The 17,785-nt window shown below is 38.3% G+C and carries 18 protein-coding genes; 6 read left to right on the top strand and 12 right to left on the bottom strand.

Annotated elements, in window-relative coordinates:
* Nucleotides 1-20: 20 nt before the first annotated feature.
* From CLV81_RS11550 to CLV81_RS11495, 12 genes are all read right to left on the bottom strand, one after another.
* The gene (locus CLV81_RS11550) at nucleotides 21-899 is read right to left on the bottom strand and encodes an alpha/beta hydrolase family protein (protein ID WP_106145282.1); all 879 of its coding nucleotides are present in this window, start codon (nucleotides 897-899) and stop codon (nucleotides 21-23) included.
* Between the two features lie 201 nt (nucleotides 900-1,100).
* Nucleotides 1,101-1,964 carry a DUF2262 domain-containing protein gene (locus CLV81_RS11545; protein WP_106145281.1) on the bottom strand — a complete coding sequence of 288 codons (864 nt, stop codon included), beginning with the start codon at nucleotides 1,962-1,964 and terminating at the stop codon, nucleotides 1,101-1,103.
* 85 nt (nucleotides 1,965-2,049) lie between these two features.
* Nucleotides 2,050-2,520, bottom strand: coding sequence for an OsmC family protein (locus tag CLV81_RS11540; RefSeq protein WP_106145280.1), 471 nt, complete (start codon nucleotides 2,518-2,520; stop codon nucleotides 2,050-2,052).
* Nucleotides 2,517-2,930, bottom strand: coding sequence for an amino acid-binding ACT domain-containing protein (locus tag CLV81_RS11535; RefSeq protein WP_106145279.1), 414 nt, complete (start codon nucleotides 2,928-2,930; stop codon nucleotides 2,517-2,519). The genes CLV81_RS11540 and CLV81_RS11535 overlap by 4 nt, the downstream gene beginning before the upstream one ends.
* 29 nt (nucleotides 2,931-2,959) lie before the next feature.
* Nucleotides 2,960-3,781, bottom strand: a complete 822-nt coding sequence (locus CLV81_RS11530; RefSeq protein ID WP_245911993.1) for an AraC family transcriptional regulator — start codon at nucleotides 3,779-3,781, stop codon at nucleotides 2,960-2,962.
* A gap of 189 nt (nucleotides 3,782-3,970) precedes the next feature.
* Complete coding sequence (locus CLV81_RS11525) at nucleotides 3,971-5,560, bottom strand: type IV secretory system conjugative DNA transfer family protein (protein WP_106145277.1); 1,590 nt, start codon at nucleotides 5,558-5,560, stop codon at nucleotides 3,971-3,973.
* Nucleotides 5,560-6,588: a MobB family relaxase gene (mobB, locus tag CLV81_RS11520; protein WP_106145276.1), complete on the bottom strand. Its 1,029-nt coding sequence runs from the start codon at nucleotides 6,586-6,588 to the stop codon at nucleotides 5,560-5,562. The genes CLV81_RS11525 and mobB overlap by 1 nt, the downstream gene beginning before the upstream one ends.
* 41 nt (nucleotides 6,589-6,629) lie before the next feature.
* A complete protein-coding gene (locus CLV81_RS11515) occupies nucleotides 6,630-6,980 on the bottom strand; it encodes a BfmA/BtgA family mobilization protein (RefSeq protein ID WP_106145275.1) in 351 nt (116 codons plus the stop codon).
* 382 nt (nucleotides 6,981-7,362) lie between these two features.
* On the bottom strand, nucleotides 7,363-7,812 hold the full coding sequence (locus tag CLV81_RS11510; RefSeq protein WP_106145274.1) for a JAB domain-containing protein: 450 nt from the start codon (nucleotides 7,810-7,812) through the stop codon (nucleotides 7,363-7,365).
* 74 nt (nucleotides 7,813-7,886) lie between these two features.
* Nucleotides 7,887-8,222 carry a single-stranded DNA-binding protein gene (locus tag CLV81_RS11505; protein WP_106145273.1) on the bottom strand — a complete coding sequence of 112 codons (336 nt, stop codon included), beginning with the start codon at nucleotides 8,220-8,222 and terminating at the stop codon, nucleotides 7,887-7,889.
* 510 nt (nucleotides 8,223-8,732) lie between these two features.
* Nucleotides 8,733-9,482 (bottom strand): LytR/AlgR family response regulator transcription factor, encoded by a 750-nt coding sequence (locus CLV81_RS11500; RefSeq protein ID WP_106145272.1) that lies wholly within the window; start codon nucleotides 9,480-9,482, stop codon nucleotides 8,733-8,735.
* A 7-nt stretch (nucleotides 9,483-9,489) separates the two neighbouring features.
* On the bottom strand, nucleotides 9,490-11,196 hold the full coding sequence (locus CLV81_RS11495; RefSeq protein ID WP_158259119.1) for a tetratricopeptide repeat-containing sensor histidine kinase: 1,707 nt from the start codon (nucleotides 11,194-11,196) through the stop codon (nucleotides 9,490-9,492).
* A gap of 279 nt (nucleotides 11,197-11,475) precedes the next feature.
* Here CLV81_RS11495 and CLV81_RS11490 point away from each other — a divergent pair, with 279 nt between their 5' ends.
* Genes CLV81_RS11490 through CLV81_RS11465 form a run of 6 tightly spaced genes read left to right on the top strand, consistent with a single transcriptional unit; the run spans nucleotide 11,476 to nucleotide 17,498 of the window.
* A complete protein-coding gene (locus CLV81_RS11490) occupies nucleotides 11,476-12,012 on the top strand; it encodes a hypothetical protein (protein WP_146129889.1) in 537 nt (178 codons plus the stop codon).
* A gap of 14 nt (nucleotides 12,013-12,026) precedes the next feature.
* Nucleotides 12,027-13,007: a hypothetical protein gene (locus CLV81_RS11485; RefSeq protein WP_106145269.1), complete on the top strand. Its 981-nt coding sequence runs from the start codon at nucleotides 12,027-12,029 to the stop codon at nucleotides 13,005-13,007.
* Between the two features lie 2 nt (nucleotides 13,008-13,009).
* Nucleotides 13,010-14,053 (top strand): hypothetical protein, encoded by a 1,044-nt coding sequence (locus tag CLV81_RS11480; RefSeq protein WP_106145268.1) that lies wholly within the window; start codon nucleotides 13,010-13,012, stop codon nucleotides 14,051-14,053.
* 22 nt (nucleotides 14,054-14,075) lie between these two features.
* Nucleotides 14,076-15,263, top strand: coding sequence for a hypothetical protein (locus CLV81_RS11475; protein WP_106145267.1), 1,188 nt, complete (start codon nucleotides 14,076-14,078; stop codon nucleotides 15,261-15,263).
* Nucleotides 15,264-15,267: 4 nt separating this feature from the next.
* The gene (locus CLV81_RS11470) at nucleotides 15,268-16,494 is read left to right on the top strand and encodes a hypothetical protein (RefSeq protein WP_106145266.1); all 1,227 of its coding nucleotides are present in this window, start codon (nucleotides 15,268-15,270) and stop codon (nucleotides 16,492-16,494) included.
* A gap of 5 nt (nucleotides 16,495-16,499) precedes the next feature.
* Nucleotides 16,500-17,498 carry a hypothetical protein gene (locus CLV81_RS11465; RefSeq protein ID WP_146129888.1) on the top strand — a complete coding sequence of 333 codons (999 nt, stop codon included), beginning with the start codon at nucleotides 16,500-16,502 and terminating at the stop codon, nucleotides 17,496-17,498.
* The last annotated feature ends 287 nt before the right edge of the window (nucleotides 17,499-17,785 follow it).

Raw genomic sequence — 17,785 nt, 5'->3', positions numbered from 1 at the left:
ACAATAAGATGCGTAATGCCTTAATTGGTCATATTGTTATTCACAAATCCCAAAACGTCTTTTTCATATTGCTTGAGTGTTTCTTCACTCGCTCCTTGGTAGGCCGTGAAAGCAATTGTATCACCGCGTTTTACCTCTACCTTTTCAAGTGGGCCTTCGAATAACAAATGCCCTGCATCCTTGTAAAAAATGAATTTGACAGGATGCTTCTTTTCGCGTTGTGATTGCACCCAATTCTCAATAGATATAGGAGAATTTGGATATGTTCTGGTCCAAACATAATCCGTTTCAGACTTACCGGCCCAAGTATCCAATTTCCCAAATAAAATAATGGTAGGAATAGTAACATCTCCCAGTTCATATCCTGAACCTGCTGGAGCTTCCGAAATAATGCCCTTGACTCTTTCGTTTGCCAGTTCACCTCCAGCATACAAAACTGTACGGCCGCCATTCGATGCTCCATAGAAAAAGATGTTTTGATTGTCCCAATCGTTTCCATTTAAAGCGTATTCCACTGCTCCCTTAAAAACACCCCAAATCAAGTTCTGCTTACCCGTGTTTGTTACTCTACGTGTTACAAATTTCCAATCCAATCCGTTCATCTCATAGGCATCGAATGAGATGGTGGCAAAACCATTACGGCGAAACATTTCCACACGTGCTTGGTCATCCTCTCGATACCCAGCTCCCCCATGGGCATACACAATCACCGGTGGCTTTTTTATGTTTTTGGGTGTCCAAATCTCTACAGACTTATGTTTGGGATTGAACGCAGCAAATGGTTCTTGGGTTGTATACCAACCCCTTGTGCCTACTTCTTTTAGCTTAGCGGTTTGAGAAAACACCTTACAGCCACAAATCATTAGAACTGTGAAGGTGACCAGAAAGAGTTTTTTCATCTGTAGAATCTTTAGAAGTACTCTAAAGACGATGGAAATTTAAGTGTGTGACAAGACTATCCATCATTGGTCTTGTGTATGAGAAGTAGCGGACTTTTATGCAAGCACTTTTCGGATTACAATATACTTTAATTTATACAAAAACGGTTCAGGTCTGCACCTAAACCGCTATTGTTTAAATACCTCGTTGTACGTAGTTTTTCACCCTGCAATATTAGCCGAATCAATTCCTGTTTCTATATTTCCTGATACATCTATTGTATGTCCATAAAACATATTATCATCATTATAATATGCCGTAAAGTCTCCATCGAAGTGTACAACAAGTTCAGATAGGCTCATTCTGTTTATAAAATCGTTTTTTGTTATTTCTTCATTTTCATCTTCTAACCAATCGTTCGCTAAATAAGTGAGTTCTTCTCCTGAGAATTTTCTTAAATCCAAATCGATTTTTTCTTGTTGGTCATACAAATAAAGTAACTTATCCAATGCTTTTGTCCAGGTTGCGTTATCATTAATATCTACACCTAATGAAACAGAAACTTTTTTACCTCGCCAATCAATTTCTCCGTAGAAATTTGCATAATCTTTATTAAGTTCAAACTTGCCCAATATCTCATTACTCATTATTACGGGTTTTTTATATTCTTCCAATATTTCGAGTAATTCATTATTTTGAAAACTTTCCTTAATAACTTTTACAACCATAAAACGATTATAAAAAGAAGCCAGTCGTCCTTCAGGAATTGTTTTATCTTTCAACTCTTTAACTTTAAGGTGGTAGATTGTTCCTCCTTTAAAATGATAAGGATATGAAGTACCGTGCTCTTTATATTGTTTATCCGTTAAAACCCAATTTATTCTTCCATCCCCCTTTATAAGTTTATTTGTATTTATGTCAAAATATGCTAAAAAATACTGTGAAACATACCAAGAGTTATGTAGTTTCCCTGCCACACTTGGTTCGTCATTTGTAAGCACAAGTATTTCTTTTTCTTCCTCTAAATATTCACTTGAAAATGCTTCAAAATCCTTATCCCTTTTTCTTCTAAAAAAAATTTTCATTTTGAATTATACGCTCATTAGTTAAAAACAAAGTCTCCTGTATTAAGAGTAATAAATTTATATACATTATTGGCGATACATTTTTTTATGCAATTGAACAACTCGGATAATGATTTACTTTAAAGCTTACTGAATTTGCAATAAAGCAAAGCTCATTAGCTTTTTTATGTAATTCAACTGCTTTTTTCATCATCGAACTTTCAGCAACTACAACTTTTGGATTTAAAGTAACCTCTAAAAAGTATCCACTACCATTAGATGTTTCAATCATAATTCCAGTCGCGTTATCTAAATATTCTGTAACAATGATTTTAGATTCTGAGCACAAATGCAAATACCAAAGCATATGGCAAGATGATAGTGACGCAAGTAAAAGTTCCTCAGGATTGTATTTTGTTCTATCACCTCGAAAAGCAGGGTCAGAAGAGCATAAAATATCAGGCTTTTTATCGATAGATACAATATGACTTCTCTCGAACTCTTTGTAACCTGAAGTTCCTTTACCTTTATTACCAGTCCATTCTACGGTTGTTCTATAATTATGTTTTTTTGTCATACTTTATAATTTTCATTACTCCACCATCTTTTCATCCATTTATCGGACACGATTTTTGCTTTTTCGTAATTGTCAACAACGACTATTAGTTGATTAGAATGGTCGCTATATTGTGTCAAGATATTAACATTGGCATTAGATAATTCTTTGCAAAACGCTCCCAATTGACCAGGTACATCTTGTCTAAGCTTCTGAATTATTACATCATTTATTTTTGTAACCTTTATTCCGACTTTTGCTAGCTCCGCCTTTGCTTTAACCGCCTCCTTGACCAAAAAGTGAGCTATTGAAAAATCTCCATTTTGAAAAACTCCACCGCCTTCTAGACTAATTTTGTTTTTTCCAAGTGTTTCTCCCATAAGAGCCAATTGCCCGATTTTGTTTTCAAATAAAATTTCTATGTCTTTCATTTATTAAAATATTGTGTGTACAGCGTTTTTTATTCAATCGGTATGCAAAAGTCAACAATTGCTTTTCTTTGAGGATGTTCATTAAAATTGTTATGGTAAATCTCAAAAGGTTCTCGGTCAACTTTTTTATATCCGTTTTCGTTCATCCAGACAAATAATCCAGTCCACGACTTTTCAAATTCGTTTAAACCGATTTCAAAACTTCCAACAATAAATTTTCCAGATTCAATAGTTGTCAGTCCAATTTCTCCTTCTGTTTCGATTGGTTTATCCAATAGGACTGAAGCACTCATTCTCACTTTATCTGCTTCTGTTACTTTAAAACTGTCATGATAAACCGTAATCATTTTTGTTTGGTCATTAATCAAGCCTTTTGGTGTTGCCCATTGCATTAGTTTTCCATAAGCCATCTCAAGATTTTGAGGTCCAATACTTGAAACAAAAGCCAAATCCATTTTTGGCATTTCTTTAATTTCAATTTTTGCGTTCATTTTTATCCAATTTTTAAGATTATTAATGACGCAAATGTATTTTTCATAGTCAGGATATTCTTGTCCATTCTTGCTTTCAAGTTGGCGAATCTTGCTATGTCTATTTGGGTTTTGTTTTTTAAATTCAGTTGGGCTTACTCCAAAGTATTTTTTGAATGTTCTTGAATACGAAGAGTTATCACTAAAGCCAAATTTGTGGGCTATTTCAGTTGTTGTACCGTTTTTATGAAGTAATTCGGTTGCCGACTTTTCAATTCTTTTTCGCGTTACATATCCATTTAGAGTTTCTCCTGTAACGAATTTGAATACTCGGTGAAAATGAAATGGCGAGAAAAAAGCAATTTCTGAAACTGTGTTCAAGGATAAATCCGATTCCAAGTTTTGGTCAATGAATTTAAAAACTCGGTTGATTCTATTTCTATAATCTGCTTGTATTTCTTTATCAATATCTGTCATTCGTCAAATGCTGTACAACTTGTTATATCACTTATAAAAGTAACATTATACCAAAATTAATTGGGATAAAAGAAACTTTCATACATTTTTACACTACTTAAATATCGACCTGGCCTCTTCAAAAATCCTTTCATAATTCTCCAGAATGTCTTGTTCTGAATATTTCTCTTGAGGAACAGGGCGAGCCTTTAAAATTTTTGGGGTTTTGAATTGAACTTTCTTGTCCATGCCATCGGCATAGGTAATAAACTCACCTTGTTTTAGTTTGAAGAAAATAGCTGCTCGATTCTTGCTCACCTCGCGTTCTCCGGTAGTAATTCGAGTATCAAAATTAAGATTGTGACTCCGGTTGATACTCGTAGTTTCTCGCTTAATGATTTCAAAGAAACGCTCATAATATTTAGCGGTATCGGGGTCATTGACCTTGCCAAAGAATTGATAGGAAAGGTTACTAAGAATGGCCCGACTCGCCTTGTCACCATACATCATATCATTTTGTACTTTATCCTGCATCACGTAGACCGTGCAGATGTCATAGCTTCTTAAAGTTGCTGGAATACGGTGCATATTGAGCAGTCGAATGGTAGGTGCTTCTTCCATCATTAGAAAGGAATGCTTTTTGCCCCGAACGCTCATTTGCTTGGTGATGGTATGGATAATAGCAGCTATTGTAGGTGAATATGCCGTTTCATATTTCGGATTGTTGACCACGGAAACTACCATTGGTTTGTCCAGCCCATTTATGTTCAGAGGAACTTCATCAGCACTCAACGCCATAAACAATTGTTTGGAACTTATCTTTTTAAGCGCGTTGGCCAGGGTGCTCTTTACACCAGCAGTTTGCCTGTCAGAATCTTTACCACCAATAAATGCACTGGCCATAGCCTTGGCGATTTGGTCGCTACTCAGAAAGGCAATTAGACTATCCGTATCAAGCAATTGATAAATGGCTATTAGGTGTGGCAACGTACAATACTTCTTGTACTTAGAGCGTAATTTCCATATTAATCCTGCTATCAATCCTTCCGCAGCATCATTAAAGAACTTACTCGTCCCGAAAGCTCCTGACTCTTTCTGCTCCAACAAATTTTCGATAAGCACTCGTGCCACTTCGTTGACACTTTCCTCGTTGGGCAAATACTTGGGAGCAATGGGATTGACACGTTGGTATATTTGGTCAAAAGCAATAGTATATACGTCAATTCCAGCCTTATGGAACAATGGGTACGCCATTTCGGTGATTTCAAAATCCTTGTAATCATGAATGACTCCACAGAATTGATGTTTTGCAAAATGTTGTAACAAGCCGTAAACCACACTTTCCGTCTTACCGCTACCCGCCGAACCTATGATGGAAATTCCCCTCCGGATGTTTTCCAAGTGAACAGGCTGTTTTGTTGTTTTGAGTTGCACATAAAATGGTCGCTTCTTGGAAGTACCACCATTTTCTTTGGACAAGAAAACATATAAAACCGTATTTAAAAGCATCAACGGACACCCTAAAAGCAGAAGGATTCTTGAGATACCAAAATGGTATCTGCCCAACTGTATTTCTGCCCAAATCAAACTCAGAATTAGCAGCATATTGATGCCAAAGGCATACCGAAAGAGCTTGTGGGTACTCCAAAACACAAGAGCTAACCCAAGCAATATTCCTATGATATGTAATTCAATGGCCACCATTAAATCCCAATTGAGCCAGAACGCAGTGCAACATCGACACCTCGTTTTAAGCGTTTGAAGGTTTTAATAGCCAGTTGCACCTTATTGGTGGGAATATTGAGTATGGGCACACCCGATTTACCCAAAATCTTAAAGGCCACTGCTTTTTCATTGGCTGGTAGCCCCATCAATACTGAAAAATAGAGCTTTGGATTTTTCAGGAAATCTTTTCGGGAACGATAGCTTTCTGCATAGTTTCGTTTATATCCAAAGGTTTTGTCAAAGGTCTTTTCCGCTTTCGCAAAAAAGGAATCACGGTCAAAACCCCGTTTCACTTTTTTGCCATTCATCATTACTTCTGAGGCTTTGTATTTACTTCCAGGAGAAAGGCTTACCGAATTGGAAATGTCTTTTCGACTAACGATGATATGAATATGGCTTTGATTGCCTTCTTTCTTCATTCCCTGGACTATACGCTTACCGTTTTGTTGATGTGGAGCTTCGTGTTCCAATCGCCGTATTTTTCGTTGAAGTTTTTGAATATTGCCCATTTCCTTTCCTGTGGATATTCTCCGGATTTGATGCTTGAGTTCCAAGATTTGATTCGCAAAGGGTTGATTTTCCCGAACTTGCTTGTCCGTTCCCTTAAACGTGCGTTGATGTTCTATTTTAGCGAAGTATAAAATATCATCAACCGTTACCGTTCTACCATTGATTTCCCGATTAAAAGAAGCAGCATAATCCTTCATTATCTCACGGGTATATTGTTTTAAGGCATTTTTATTGTCCTCTATTTGTCTTAACTCCCTTGCGCTTGGGCTCACGGTTATGGAATAAAACTTGGGTTCTCGTTTTTTTAATTTGGCCGTATTTTTATCAATGGCTTCAGTCACTTCTTCAGCGGAGAATTGTTCTCCATATTGATTAAAAAAATATTGCATCTCCAAAGGCTGTACTTGCTCATTTTCTTTTTCCAGATAGGCAACAAAGTCCGCAGCACTTTGTGAAAAATTGCCATCTGTTTTTTGTGCGGTTATGGTGATATACATTATAAATCCCTTTGATTGCGTTCTACAAATTTGATGGGTTGTTATTTGCTCTTACTGTCTTTCTCTAAGAGTAGTTCTTTCTTATCGGGTTCCACACCTTCAAATAAAGATTGCATCATGGCCACGGTGGGTTTGGTTTGGTTCTTTTCAATATCCCGTACAATGGCAATGACCGCATTGATGCGTTTTTTGAGTAAGCTTTCCAGGGTCTTTATATTGGGGCCTAACCGTTCTTCTGGGGAAAGTCCTGTGGCTTCAAAAAACTCTAACATAGCAAGCAAGCTCATCGACTGCGATTTGGAAATTGCCCTGGAGTACCGCTTGAATTTTTGAGCTACCGAGGATTTGATTTTCAAGGTCTCAAACTTCTCTTTTTTAAATTCTCTATCCATTTTTTAGTAAAAAAATTGCCATGTTATAAGGGGTGACAGCGTTTTTTAGTAAAAAACGAATCCAATTTTTTAAGAAGTCGATTTAAAATTCGTTGAAAACCCTTGTAATAAAAGGGCTTTAAGAAAGGGCATCAAAAATGAAACATCGCGAAGCGTGTTACCCTCTTGCTTCTCCTTTTTGTGAGCCGATGCTCACAAAAAAATCGAACAACATGGCGTACCGCCAGTTGCTTACATCTCTTAAAAAATGGTCGTTTGCAGTTATCCTGTGAAAGTCAAAAAGGTGGGATAACCGTAAAAAAGAAAGCCGAAAATCATGTGATAAATTTACGGCTTTTTGATGGATAATTGATTTGGTTTAACTGATAAAATACTGTTGAATTTAGAGCAGCCCATTATCCGCAAAACTGTAATAGTTTCCATTGGGCGCCAACAGAATATGGTCTAGAACTTTGACGTCAAATAATTCTGCCGCCCTTTTGATTTTGTGCGTTAAATCTTCATCCGCCTTGCTTGCCCGTAACGTTCCGCTCGGATGGTTATGCGCCAAAATAATCGCAACGGAAAGGCTCTTAAGAATAACGGCAAATAAAATTCTAAGGTCTACCATAGTACCTGTGATACCACCTTTGGAGACTTCATAAATTCCCTTTATTCGATTGCCATTGTTCAAAAGAACTACTTTGAAGGTTTCGTTCAATTGTATGGTTTCCCTGTCCCAATAGCGATACAACACTTCGGCCACGGCTTGGGAAGAGTTCACTTTATATCTAAGTCTTACAGGAATCTTTTCACTGTAACTCACCTTTATTTCACTAACTTTACTTCTCATTGTTCTAATCTTTAGGGATATAGGAATAATGAAGAAGAGGGTGCTACTTTCCAGAGGAACACCCTCTTTCTTTTTTAATTACCGTTCAGCAGTAAAATTTCACTTGCTACAACTTCTGTGGCATAGCGTTGGTGTCCATTGTCATCGGTGTAAGTTCTCGTTTTTAGCTTACCAACTACGGCAATTTTCTTGCCTTTCGTGACGTACTTTTCGATGATTTCGGCAGTCTTGCCCCAAGCCACGACAGTGTGCCAATTGGTCTCGGTCTGTTTTTCACCGTCTTTGTCCTTGTAGTTCTCATTGGTCGCCATTGATAACCGGGCTACTTTTTTCCCGCTGTCAAGGTTCGTTACTGCGGGGTCATCCCCAAGGTTTCCGATTAACTGTACATGATTTTGAATAGAACTCATAATATTAAAATTTAAAGGATTAAAAAATTGATTTACTTATTGTATCTAGAGCGTTTTCCTTTTTTGATTTTTTGGATAGCCTTTGATATGTTTTTTGAAATGATTTCATTGTTCTGATTTTAGATTTACTTCCCGTAGAGCCGTCGCTGTTACCTTTTTTGATGCTTTACGATTAAGCAATATCCAAGGGAGGTAAGGCGTATAAAAAGTGGAGGGTAACGCAACGGTTTATGCCGTCGTCCGACAGCGGATGTTGTAGTTTTGCGAGCAAAAAAGAAGTAATAGTGGCGGCTCGGAAGTGAACTTAAAATGAAGGATGGGAAGTTTCGGAATAAACAGAAGGCTATCCTAAATGGGTATTAGAAAGGAATTAATTGCAGCCCAAGCGAGAGTTTAAAATATCGGACGAAACATTGCTTCTACGTATCATTCTACAGTTGGTTATTCAAGACCATCTAACTTACCCTTTTTGGAAATTGCCTTCATGGTTTTAGGATTTCAACCAATTTGTCATATTGTCTTTAGTTTCTGAAGCAGTAAATCTTTACGCCTAACTGCAACTTCCAATTTTGAACCGTTTGACAATACTACATAGCCTCCCTTTCCCTTTATGTATGAAACAACGTACTTTAAGTTTACCAAATGCGACTTATGGGTTCTAAAAAATTGCTGAGGGTCAAGTATTTCCTCAAAGAATTTTAGGGTTTTGGAGGTTGTTATTTTAGTGTTGGTGGCAATGAATATATGAGTGTAGTTCACATCTGACTGTAAACGTATAATTTTATCGACATCGACCATAACCAAGCCCTCCATGGTAGGAATCGCAAGCTTTTTAGAATGACCTATTTCTCTTTTAAAATTGTGGAACAATGTTTCTATGCGTTGGGAAGTGTCTCTTAAGCCTGTTTGCTTTATAAGTTTTTTTACTGCTTGCTCCAAATCATCTTCAGCGATGGGCTTTAATAGATAATCCAAAGCCGAAAATTTAAAGGCTTGAATAGCATAGTTATCAAAGGCAGTAGTAAAAATTACCTCAAAATCAATACGCTCGAATTGGGACAACAAATCAAAACCAGTGTCTTCATTCAATTGGATGTCTAAAAAAACTACATCTGGCTTTAGCCGGTCAATTTCTTTTTTTCCTACTTCAACCGAAGAGTAACTGCCTAAAACCTGAATGGTTTCTGAATGGTTGCCAAGAAGCAGCTGCAACCTATCAATGCAATGCTGTTCGTCGTCAATGATAATGGCTTTCAACATATTTCAGTTAGAATTGAAGTTCAAATGGAATCATCATCTCTACCCGAAATCCTCCTTCGATATCCAATAAATCTATCTTTCCTTTGGTTTCTTCGAGTGTGTTTATAATTTCTAGACGGTTGCGGGTAATCTTAACACCCATCGAGCTTTTACCGTCTTGGATGGGTAAGGTTTTGGAACGGCCTACTCCATTGTCCTCGACTACACAATGAATCAAGCCATCACCCTTTTTCATTGTGATGTTAATGTGACCTCCTTCAGGTTTCTTGGCCAATCCATGCCAAATGCTGTTTTCAATAAAAGGCTGTAAAATCAGCGGCGGAATGAGCGTATCTTCAACAACGATATCATCATCAACTTGAAAGGTGTATGATAGTTTATTCTTCAATCTAAGTGATTCGATTTGCATGTACAGTTCCATGAGCTCTTGGTCCTCTTGTACGCTAATCCATTTCTTTTCGGAATTTTCCAAAATTGACCTGGTGAGCTTTGAAAATTTTATCAAGTATTCATTGGCATTTTCAGTATCGTTCTTGGTGATTAAATCACTGATGGAGTTTAGGGAGTTGAAGATAAAATGGGGATTCATCTGCGAGCGCAGTGCCTTTAACTCTGTTTCAGCCACTTTTGCCTTGAAATCGGATATTTTTTTCTTTTCAATCTCATCCCGCCTACGTTTGTAGAAAAAATATCCGGCAATACCGAGAATGGCCAGTAAAATGGCTCCGGTAAGATACCCGTTTTTAACTAGTTGCTGATGCTCTATTTCCTGGGCCGCCGCTGTCTGCTGCTTCTCCATTTCAAACTGCATCTCTTTTCGGGCCAACTCGGCCTTTTTTTCCTCATTTAGCACACTGTCCCTATAACTAATATGCTTTTTGTATGCATCGAGAGCATCAACCGAGTTTTTTTGATGTTCATAGACTTTGCTCAGCACCTCCCATGAATCGGCTTGCCACTCTATCGTTCCTGTTTCCTGGGACAATGATAGTGCTTCCTTGCCTGCTTTTTCAGCAGCATCGTAGTCTCCCAACAGAATGTTGACCTTCCCAATGCTGTTTAGAGCAGATGTCAATATGTACTTGTTGCCAATGCTCTCTGCAATTCCTTTGGCTTCATGATAGTACTCCAAAGATTTTTGATACTCCTTCAGCCCTTTATATCCCAGGGCCAGATTATTGATTATGGCTGCTTGAAAGAAATCGTTATCCTCTTGTTCCGCCAGTTTTAATGCTTTTTCAAGATAGGGCAAGCCTTCTTCGTAGTTTTCAAGGTCATTGTATACTATGGCAATATTGGACAGGCCCCTTATCTGATTGGGTATATTGTTCGATTCTTCGGCAAAAGTCAAGAACGCATTATACCGCTCCAAAGCCTTGTCGTATTCCTTTAAGTCGGCATGAATATGGCCAATATTACTATTCAATGTTGAACTGAGCTCATCATCACCCAAATCAACCGATAACCTAAGGGCCTTTTGAAAATGGTCCAGTGCCCTCAGATTGTCTGCCTGAACATAGTAAAGATTTCCTTTTTGCCTTAAGGCCAGGGCTTCTCCCTTTTTCCAATTGGTCTCTTGCGATATGACCAATGCCTCATCAGCATAAGAAAGTCCTGATTTGGGGTGGGTATAGGTCAGCTCTGCAGAGGTACTTATCAGGGTTTTTATCCGAAGTGTATCTCTAGTCGTATTCTCAATGAGCTCATTTTTCAAAGAGTCAAGTGTTGATTGCGCATGGCAAACAGCAACTATTAGAAATAGCAAGAGGAAGGAAAAATATCGCTTAAGCTGGTAAGACATGGCTGGTACTGAAAAACAACAAATTTAACATTTAAAAAACTGAAAATGAAACAATTTCGGTCTTAGTTATCAAGTACGAAAAAATCTTGAATAGGTACGTTAACCCGCGTATTTGTTACGTTAAATAAATAGTCATTGTTTGATAAACGAATTCCACATAGATTATGAAAACAAATGACAAATCTTACCATTATGAAAATTATTCAGACCCTGCCGCTTCTATTTATTTTGGTATTGGGCATAGCTTGCGGTACAGATGATGAAGCAGCAAGCGAGAGTCAAGAAAATGCGGTGCTGGGCACCATACTTCTGAGCGGTGAGGAGACCTCAGAATTTGGCACCTCTCTCACAATAGGGAATATTGAGGTGGGCAATTCCGCATTGACAGGAACCGACAAATCTGTAGTCTTGCTTTCGGAAAACATTACTGTCGAAAACAATGAGCTGGTTTTTGATGAAAGTGACCAGAATGGTTTTGTCATTGTTGCCGCTGACTTCACCACAGGGGGCTCACCGAATATTGAGAAGACCATTTCAATGAACATAACTTCTGATGGTGAAGAGTTTTTGTATGCCTGCACATCGCCTTTTCAGAATTTTTTCATCGCTTGTGGTGAAGTTTATTCAGTGGATTTTGAAGCGAAGACAGCCACTTTTGAGAATACTACCGTCATCAATACAGAGAATGATATCGTACTGACGATGGACGGTACTGTAACCTGGGAATAAAAATCCTCCACAAAATGAAAAAAAGATATTGGTTTGGTCTCGTAGTTCTGTTGGTTTCATTCGCCCACGGCCAAACCTCATTGGGAGAAGATAAAGCTATTCTCTACAAATCTCCCTCAAAAAAGTTTCATGACATCACCTTACAGGCGCACAATGGCCTGCCACGATTTGGAGTACCCAACAATTATCTGCCAGTAGGTCAAAAACAAACACGGGGAGCCTATACCCCCGAAATACGTAAAAAACAGGCTTTGACAAACACAGGTTATCAGAACTATTCCATCATGGTTAGCCTAAAGTACTTAGAACCTTTTATGAAAGATTTAGATACTGACCGATTGACAATAACATCTGGAAATAAAACAGAAACTCAAAGGAACTCCGCCTTTCTGCAGAGTTTTTTGAGAAATGAAGTAGGCACGAGCATCTGCGCTACCGAGGATTGCAAAAATGTAGGACAGGGAAAGAATGAATTTGAACGACTCAGAAATTACAAAGCGTTTGTAGAAAGTTGTCTTGCACCATTGAGACAATGGAGTACTACTTTTTTTGAGAACGACGAAATCGTCGCTTACCACGTTTCTCAAATTGGTATTGGACGTAATTATGATTTTGACCAAAGAGGATATTGGGTGAGTCATAACTTCGGCCTGAACAATATCTTTAGAGGAGGAATCAAAAAGGTGATTTTTAAACCACAAACACCTTATGAGCATACTCTAAAAAACAAATTGGGCAGAGGGTTGGGCTTGCAATTCCTACTGGAATTGGATGAAAAAGAGGCAGAAAAGTATCAGATGTCGAGTATTAGCAGACTCTACTTGGTGAAAAAAATAAGATTAAAATACGTAAAGAAGGAGCTAACAAATGCCCAAAAGCCTGTAGAGTTCAACTATTCGCACGAAAGTCCTGAATTCGCAGTATACGAAGACGCAGCATTGACAAAGCTGGTCACCAAACTTTCTTTGAAAAACCTAATCCTCAAAACCAACTAGCCATGACCAAGATTGCACCAGTATTGTTTTTATTATTTCTAGGGGTTATGAACGGTCAGAATACGTCAAACAATGTAACGACCATTACCTATGAACCCCCGAGCATATCGTTTATTGCCCTAGAATTACAAACCTATAATGGCAAGTTGCGATTTGGAGAACAAGACAATTATTATACGAACCCAGACGGCAGTTATGTAAAGCACAACGATGGTAACTATCCAGAAATTGACAAAAAATCCAGTCACAACGTGCTGAGTCAATATGCGTTCAGACAGCTTTTAAAAATCAGGCATCAGCAAGAAATTTTTGATGCTATGGACAAAGAGTTGTTCACGGTTCGAAAAAATGATATGTATGACAAAGAGCTGAAATCCCTTACCGCACAAGAACAATTGCTCGTGCTTGCCAATACTTTGCTTTCCACAGAAGAACAGTGCCGTTTGTTCTGCAATGAAAAACAGCAGGATTGCGCAGCCCAATTCAAAGATGATGGGTACTACAGACCCTATACTGATATTGCTCCTTGGGGTGGAAAAGGAGCTACCGAGTTTCAACAATTGCGGGCTTTTAAAACGGTTGCCAATGAGTTTTTTCCAAAAATGCAGCAATGGGGCAATTCGTTGTACCCAGAAAACAAAATCGATGGATATTATGTCGGTAAAACCCGCTTAGGCACTTATGATTTTAAAAGCGGGGGGTATTGGTTGGACACCAATCAATTTCACAATCAAGGTTTTCTATTGCGATGGTATAACCTTCAGCCCAAAACCACATCAGAGCGAAAATTGAAACACCCCAATGGCTCTCAACTACTTCTCGAGCTCTCTCCGGAAAAAGCGGAAGCGTTTTCTGAGAAGTACGATAATCTATATCTGGTGTTTGAGGTAAACGTTGCCTTAAATGGGATTGAAAACTATAGAATGAATCGTTTAAAAACGCTTTTTACACTGGTCAGCCCAACTATTTCACTATATGTTGATGATGGCCTAACAAATAAGGTTGGAGAGCTTGACTTAGGTTCTGCAACCATAAAGACTAGATAAAATGATAAATAGAGCATTTACTATGAAAGTACTGGTGACCTTCCTTTTGTTAGGAATGACCCAAAACATACAAGGGCAATTTCTGAAAAAGCTAAAACAAAATTTGGAGGATAAAGTTGAAAAAAAAGTGGATAAGGAAATAAACGTACTTCTGGATGACAAAAAACCAACAACGCCTGAACAGGAAAATAAGGTAGGTCAAGTAAAAAAAGTGCCACAGGAGAACAAAACGGTTTCCAATACAACAAAAGGTGGAGTTAACACGATTAATGAAACCAATATCATCACGTATAAAGCCCCATCTTCAGATTTTATTGACATTGTCATACAATCCCACAAAGGGTTGCCAAGGTATGGCGATATTCATTACAGGAGAGGAGTAACAACACCTGTCAATAAAAATGGATATAAAGCGCTGGTTGAGTTAAAGTATTTAAAAAAAACATACGCAGATATCAATCGTTCAAAATTAACCTCCTATCAGGAAAAAAGTTCAGGGGACCAGAAACAAGAGAACTCCTATTTTGCACAGAGCCATTTGAAGAACCTTGCAGGCTACACCTGTTCGGAAGAAGTGCTCAAGAAATACTTTTGTGATGAAAGCGATAATTCTTCCAATCTGCAGAATAAAAATAAAGTCAAAAGAAAAATCCCTTGCGAATTTGTTGACCGATATGGAGATAGGAGACCACCTTCATATTGGGGAGGAAGCCGAGGCAATGAGTTTCAACAACAAAGAAGCTATAAAGGATTTCTTGAGAATCACTTACAGGCTTTGCAGTCATGGGCCGATACCTTTTATGAAAATGATGAACAAATAGTCTACTATGTATGTGGAAGTGGAATACAGGGTAAATATGATTTCAAGAACAAGGGTTATTGGCTAGCGGGCCTTATGGGAGGTGGTAGTTTTATGCTGCATTCGTCAAACTTTTTGGCGTATTCAGAAAATGAAAAGAAAATCAAAAACAGCCGCCAGCAGTTCTTTTTTTCCATAGACCCTCAAAAAGCCAAGGAATTCAACCTTCAAGAAAGAGTACCCGTGAACTGCGTATTCAAGGTGAAAGTATTTCCAAAAGTAGTGAACCATACGCAGGTTCAACTTGAGTTTGAACTGGTTGACCAGACTATAGAAATCTACAGTAAAAATCCGGCCTTGACTGAGAAGCTTGGTGAGATAAACATAGAAAACATCCAATCCAAATATTAAAATTATGAGGAAAAGAAATTATATAATCTTTGTTTTGGGTATTTGCTTTTTGGCCACCACAGAGAATTCCCATGCGCAATTCCTAAAAAAACTGAAAAAAAAGACCGAGGCAGAACTCCTCCAAAAAACCGAAGAGGTTGCAGGTAAGGTTCTTGGTGATGACAAAAAAAATGAACAGAAAGAAAATACAAAGTCCGAACCAAAAGATAGCACTCAAAGTTCAAGTAAAGGAGAAGGGCCAATTACGGTACAGGACCCTGGAATATTGACCTACGACTCGCCAAACCCCCTGTTTAGAGATATATCGGTACAGCACTACAAGGGAATACCTAGGTTTGGTTCCTGTGATTTTTATTTCAAGTCACCTAACCGACCTGATGGCTCACCCGAAGGTAAGGCCAAACGAAAACTTATGGAAGCAGGCTACACCGGCTTTATGCAACTGGTGCAGATAAACCTTTTAAACGACCTCTTTAAATCAATAGATAAAGAGGCCTTGACGCCAAGACCCAAAACCTTGAATGAGGAAGAGATTAAATCACACAAGGCGCAGCAAATGCTGGCAAATTTTGTTTTTGCCGTTGGTAGCGAAAGCCTACAACAGCAGTATTTTTGTAACCCGGAAGAAAACTCAGGAAATTGTCGTGTTGTCAACACTTGGGGAGGCTTCCGAGCCGACGACTTCACCGAAAATGAGAAATACGTAGATTTTGTGGACAAACATCTTGACCCGATTTTGGAGTGGAGTAAATCCTTTTTTTCCGATGGAACGCAAACGGTTTATTTAGTTTGGCAGCTGAAGGATTTGGGGACTTATGATTTTGAACGAAACGGTTTTTGGATATCATTGCCGCACAAAATCCGAAATGGTCGCGGCTTTGATTACAATAGTACTAGAGAGAGCTACTTTTTTACTTTTCTGCCCAAGACTGATTATGGGCAGCAAGTGCTCAGCAAAACTAATCAAGTTGAGTACATCAAGGGGAAAGTCTTATTTAAGATTGAACCAGATAAAGCTGAAAAGCTAATAAATGACAGGTACAAAGACCTTCAAATAGTGTCAAAGGTCAAAATTGTTTTTGAGGGACTTGAAGAGGCGAACAGATTTAGCTTTACACCTACTTACAGCTACCATTTTCAAGACCCCATCGTTGAAATTTTTGAGGACATTCAGCTGACCCAAAAACTGGGGAGCTTAGACATGCGGCAATTGGTTTACAAGGAAAATTAAACGCTATGAGAATAAAAAGTACTCTTTTGGGATGCCTAGCTTGGATGGTCATGACCTCTTTTCTTTCAGATTCTGTTGAAGTTCCAGCTCTCTCACATTCCGTTTCACAATCCTTGGAATTAAAGACAGAAGGGTTATACTATGCTGAATTCTTTGATTATATCTTTAGGGGCCATTTTGAAAACGTTGAAATGACAAGGGAAGACTTGCAGTTCTCTATGATTTTTGAGCAGTACCTCAGAGCTTTTGGCGGCCAATGTCCAGATGTATTACCAGATGACAAAGTCGAAATAATGGAAGATGTGTGCGCAATGGAAGAGGTCACTACAAACGGTTATGGAATTGAGACCAGTAGAGTCTGTGTACAATGGAAAACAGTTGGCACGGGACTTTACGCCCGACCCGAACTCTATAATGCAAAACTGGCCGTTGAACGTCTTCAAAACGCTGAGGCCTTTCGAACGGTAATTAACATGGTCAGTGACCCAAACGCTATGGGAAATTCCGTTGACATGATACATAAGGCCAAAGGACTAAAAAATGACATGGCACAGATTTTTAATCTCAATTCATGTAATGGTCAGGCAATACGTCGTTTCGAGAAAAATCTTCGATTGTACGCCTTGGACAAACCTTCCATTAGGATGAAAGAACCAAGCAAATATGAAAAGATGAAAAAATCTGGCGGTCCTTCCGGTGAGCAAAATTTTAATAAGTTAATCGATGATTTAGTAGCAGACCAGGCAAAAACATGGGCTTTTAATCGGTATATATCTGGAAGTGTTTCGAATGTGAAAAAGTATACAAATTCCAATGGAGTACCCAACGAATTAAGTGCAAACTACCGGTATAAAGGCTTTAGTGGCAGCAGCCCTGGTTCGGTTAGGATTACCTTTGAAAATGGCTTGCCCAAGTGTATTTACTTTTTTGATTTTCCCAACAACTGTAAATCTCCAAACAGTGGTATCTTGGCTACTTACGCCCAAGGAGATTATGCGAAATAGGCACTAAAAATAAGAACGGTTAATGATACTTCATAGATATGTTACTATCCTTTGTTTTAAAACTTAGGAAGTTTATCTTTGACATGAAAGTCAAATGGCACCATTTGCTATCAAATAGACCGTCAACAATTCGGTCAACAGATTTTGTAAAGTATTTTTTAGAACCTATAAAATCTCTACATACTCTAGAAAGCTAGAACCCTGTGGAGGTCACAGAAAGTAGAAAACCCATCGCGATTTGATGGGTTTTTGTTTTTTAATGAATGTCAGACAGCGTTTCAAATATT

Source organism: Flagellimonas meridianipacifica (assembly GCF_003001695.1).
GTDB lineage: Bacteria > Bacteroidota > Bacteroidia > Flavobacteriales > Flavobacteriaceae > Flagellimonas > Flagellimonas meridianipacifica.
The sequence above is the reverse complement of the archived record's forward strand: the minus strand, read 5'-3'. Positions and strand labels throughout refer to the sequence as shown.

Bases quoted from the DNA above. Each gene is read 5' to 3' on its own strand.
- CLV81_RS11550 (WP_106145282.1), bottom strand. From the start codon at position 899: ATGAAAAAACTCTTTCTGGTCACCTTCACAGTTCTAATGATTTGTGGC.
- CLV81_RS11545 (WP_106145281.1), bottom strand. From the start codon at position 1,964: ATGAAAATTTTTTTTAGAAGAAAAAGGGATAAGGATTTTGAAGCATTT.
- CLV81_RS11540 (WP_106145280.1), bottom strand. From the start codon at position 2,520: ATGACAAAAAAACATAATTATAGAACAACCGTAGAATGGACTGGTAAT.
- CLV81_RS11535 (WP_106145279.1), bottom strand. From the start codon at position 2,930: ATGAAAGACATAGAAATTTTATTTGAAAACAAAATCGGGCAATTGGCT.
- CLV81_RS11525 (WP_106145277.1), bottom strand. From the start codon at position 5,560: ATGGTGGCCATTGAATTACATATCATAGGAATATTGCTTGGGTTAGCT.
- mobB (WP_106145276.1), bottom strand. From the start codon at position 6,588: ATGTATATCACCATAACCGCACAAAAAACAGATGGCAATTTTTCACAA.
- CLV81_RS11515 (WP_106145275.1), bottom strand. From the start codon at position 6,980: ATGGATAGAGAATTTAAAAAAGAGAAGTTTGAGACCTTGAAAATCAAA.
- CLV81_RS11510 (WP_106145274.1), bottom strand. From the start codon at position 7,812: ATGAGAAGTAAAGTTAGTGAAATAAAGGTGAGTTACAGTGAAAAGATT.
- CLV81_RS11505 (WP_106145273.1), bottom strand. From the start codon at position 8,222: ATGAGTTCTATTCAAAATCATGTACAGTTAATCGGAAACCTTGGGGAT.
- CLV81_RS11500 (WP_106145272.1), bottom strand. From the start codon at position 9,482: ATGTTGAAAGCCATTATCATTGACGACGAACAGCATTGCATTGATAGG.
- CLV81_RS11490 (WP_146129889.1), top strand. From the start codon at position 11,476: ATGAAAATTATTCAGACCCTGCCGCTTCTATTTATTTTGGTATTGGGC.
- CLV81_RS11485 (WP_106145269.1), top strand. From the start codon at position 12,027: ATGAAAAAAAGATATTGGTTTGGTCTCGTAGTTCTGTTGGTTTCATTC.
- CLV81_RS11480 (WP_106145268.1), top strand. From the start codon at position 13,010: ATGACCAAGATTGCACCAGTATTGTTTTTATTATTTCTAGGGGTTATG.
- CLV81_RS11475 (WP_106145267.1), top strand. From the start codon at position 14,076: ATGAAAGTACTGGTGACCTTCCTTTTGTTAGGAATGACCCAAAACATA.
- CLV81_RS11470 (WP_106145266.1), top strand. From the start codon at position 15,268: ATGAGGAAAAGAAATTATATAATCTTTGTTTTGGGTATTTGCTTTTTG.
- CLV81_RS11465 (WP_146129888.1), top strand. From the start codon at position 16,500: ATGAGAATAAAAAGTACTCTTTTGGGATGCCTAGCTTGGATGGTCATG.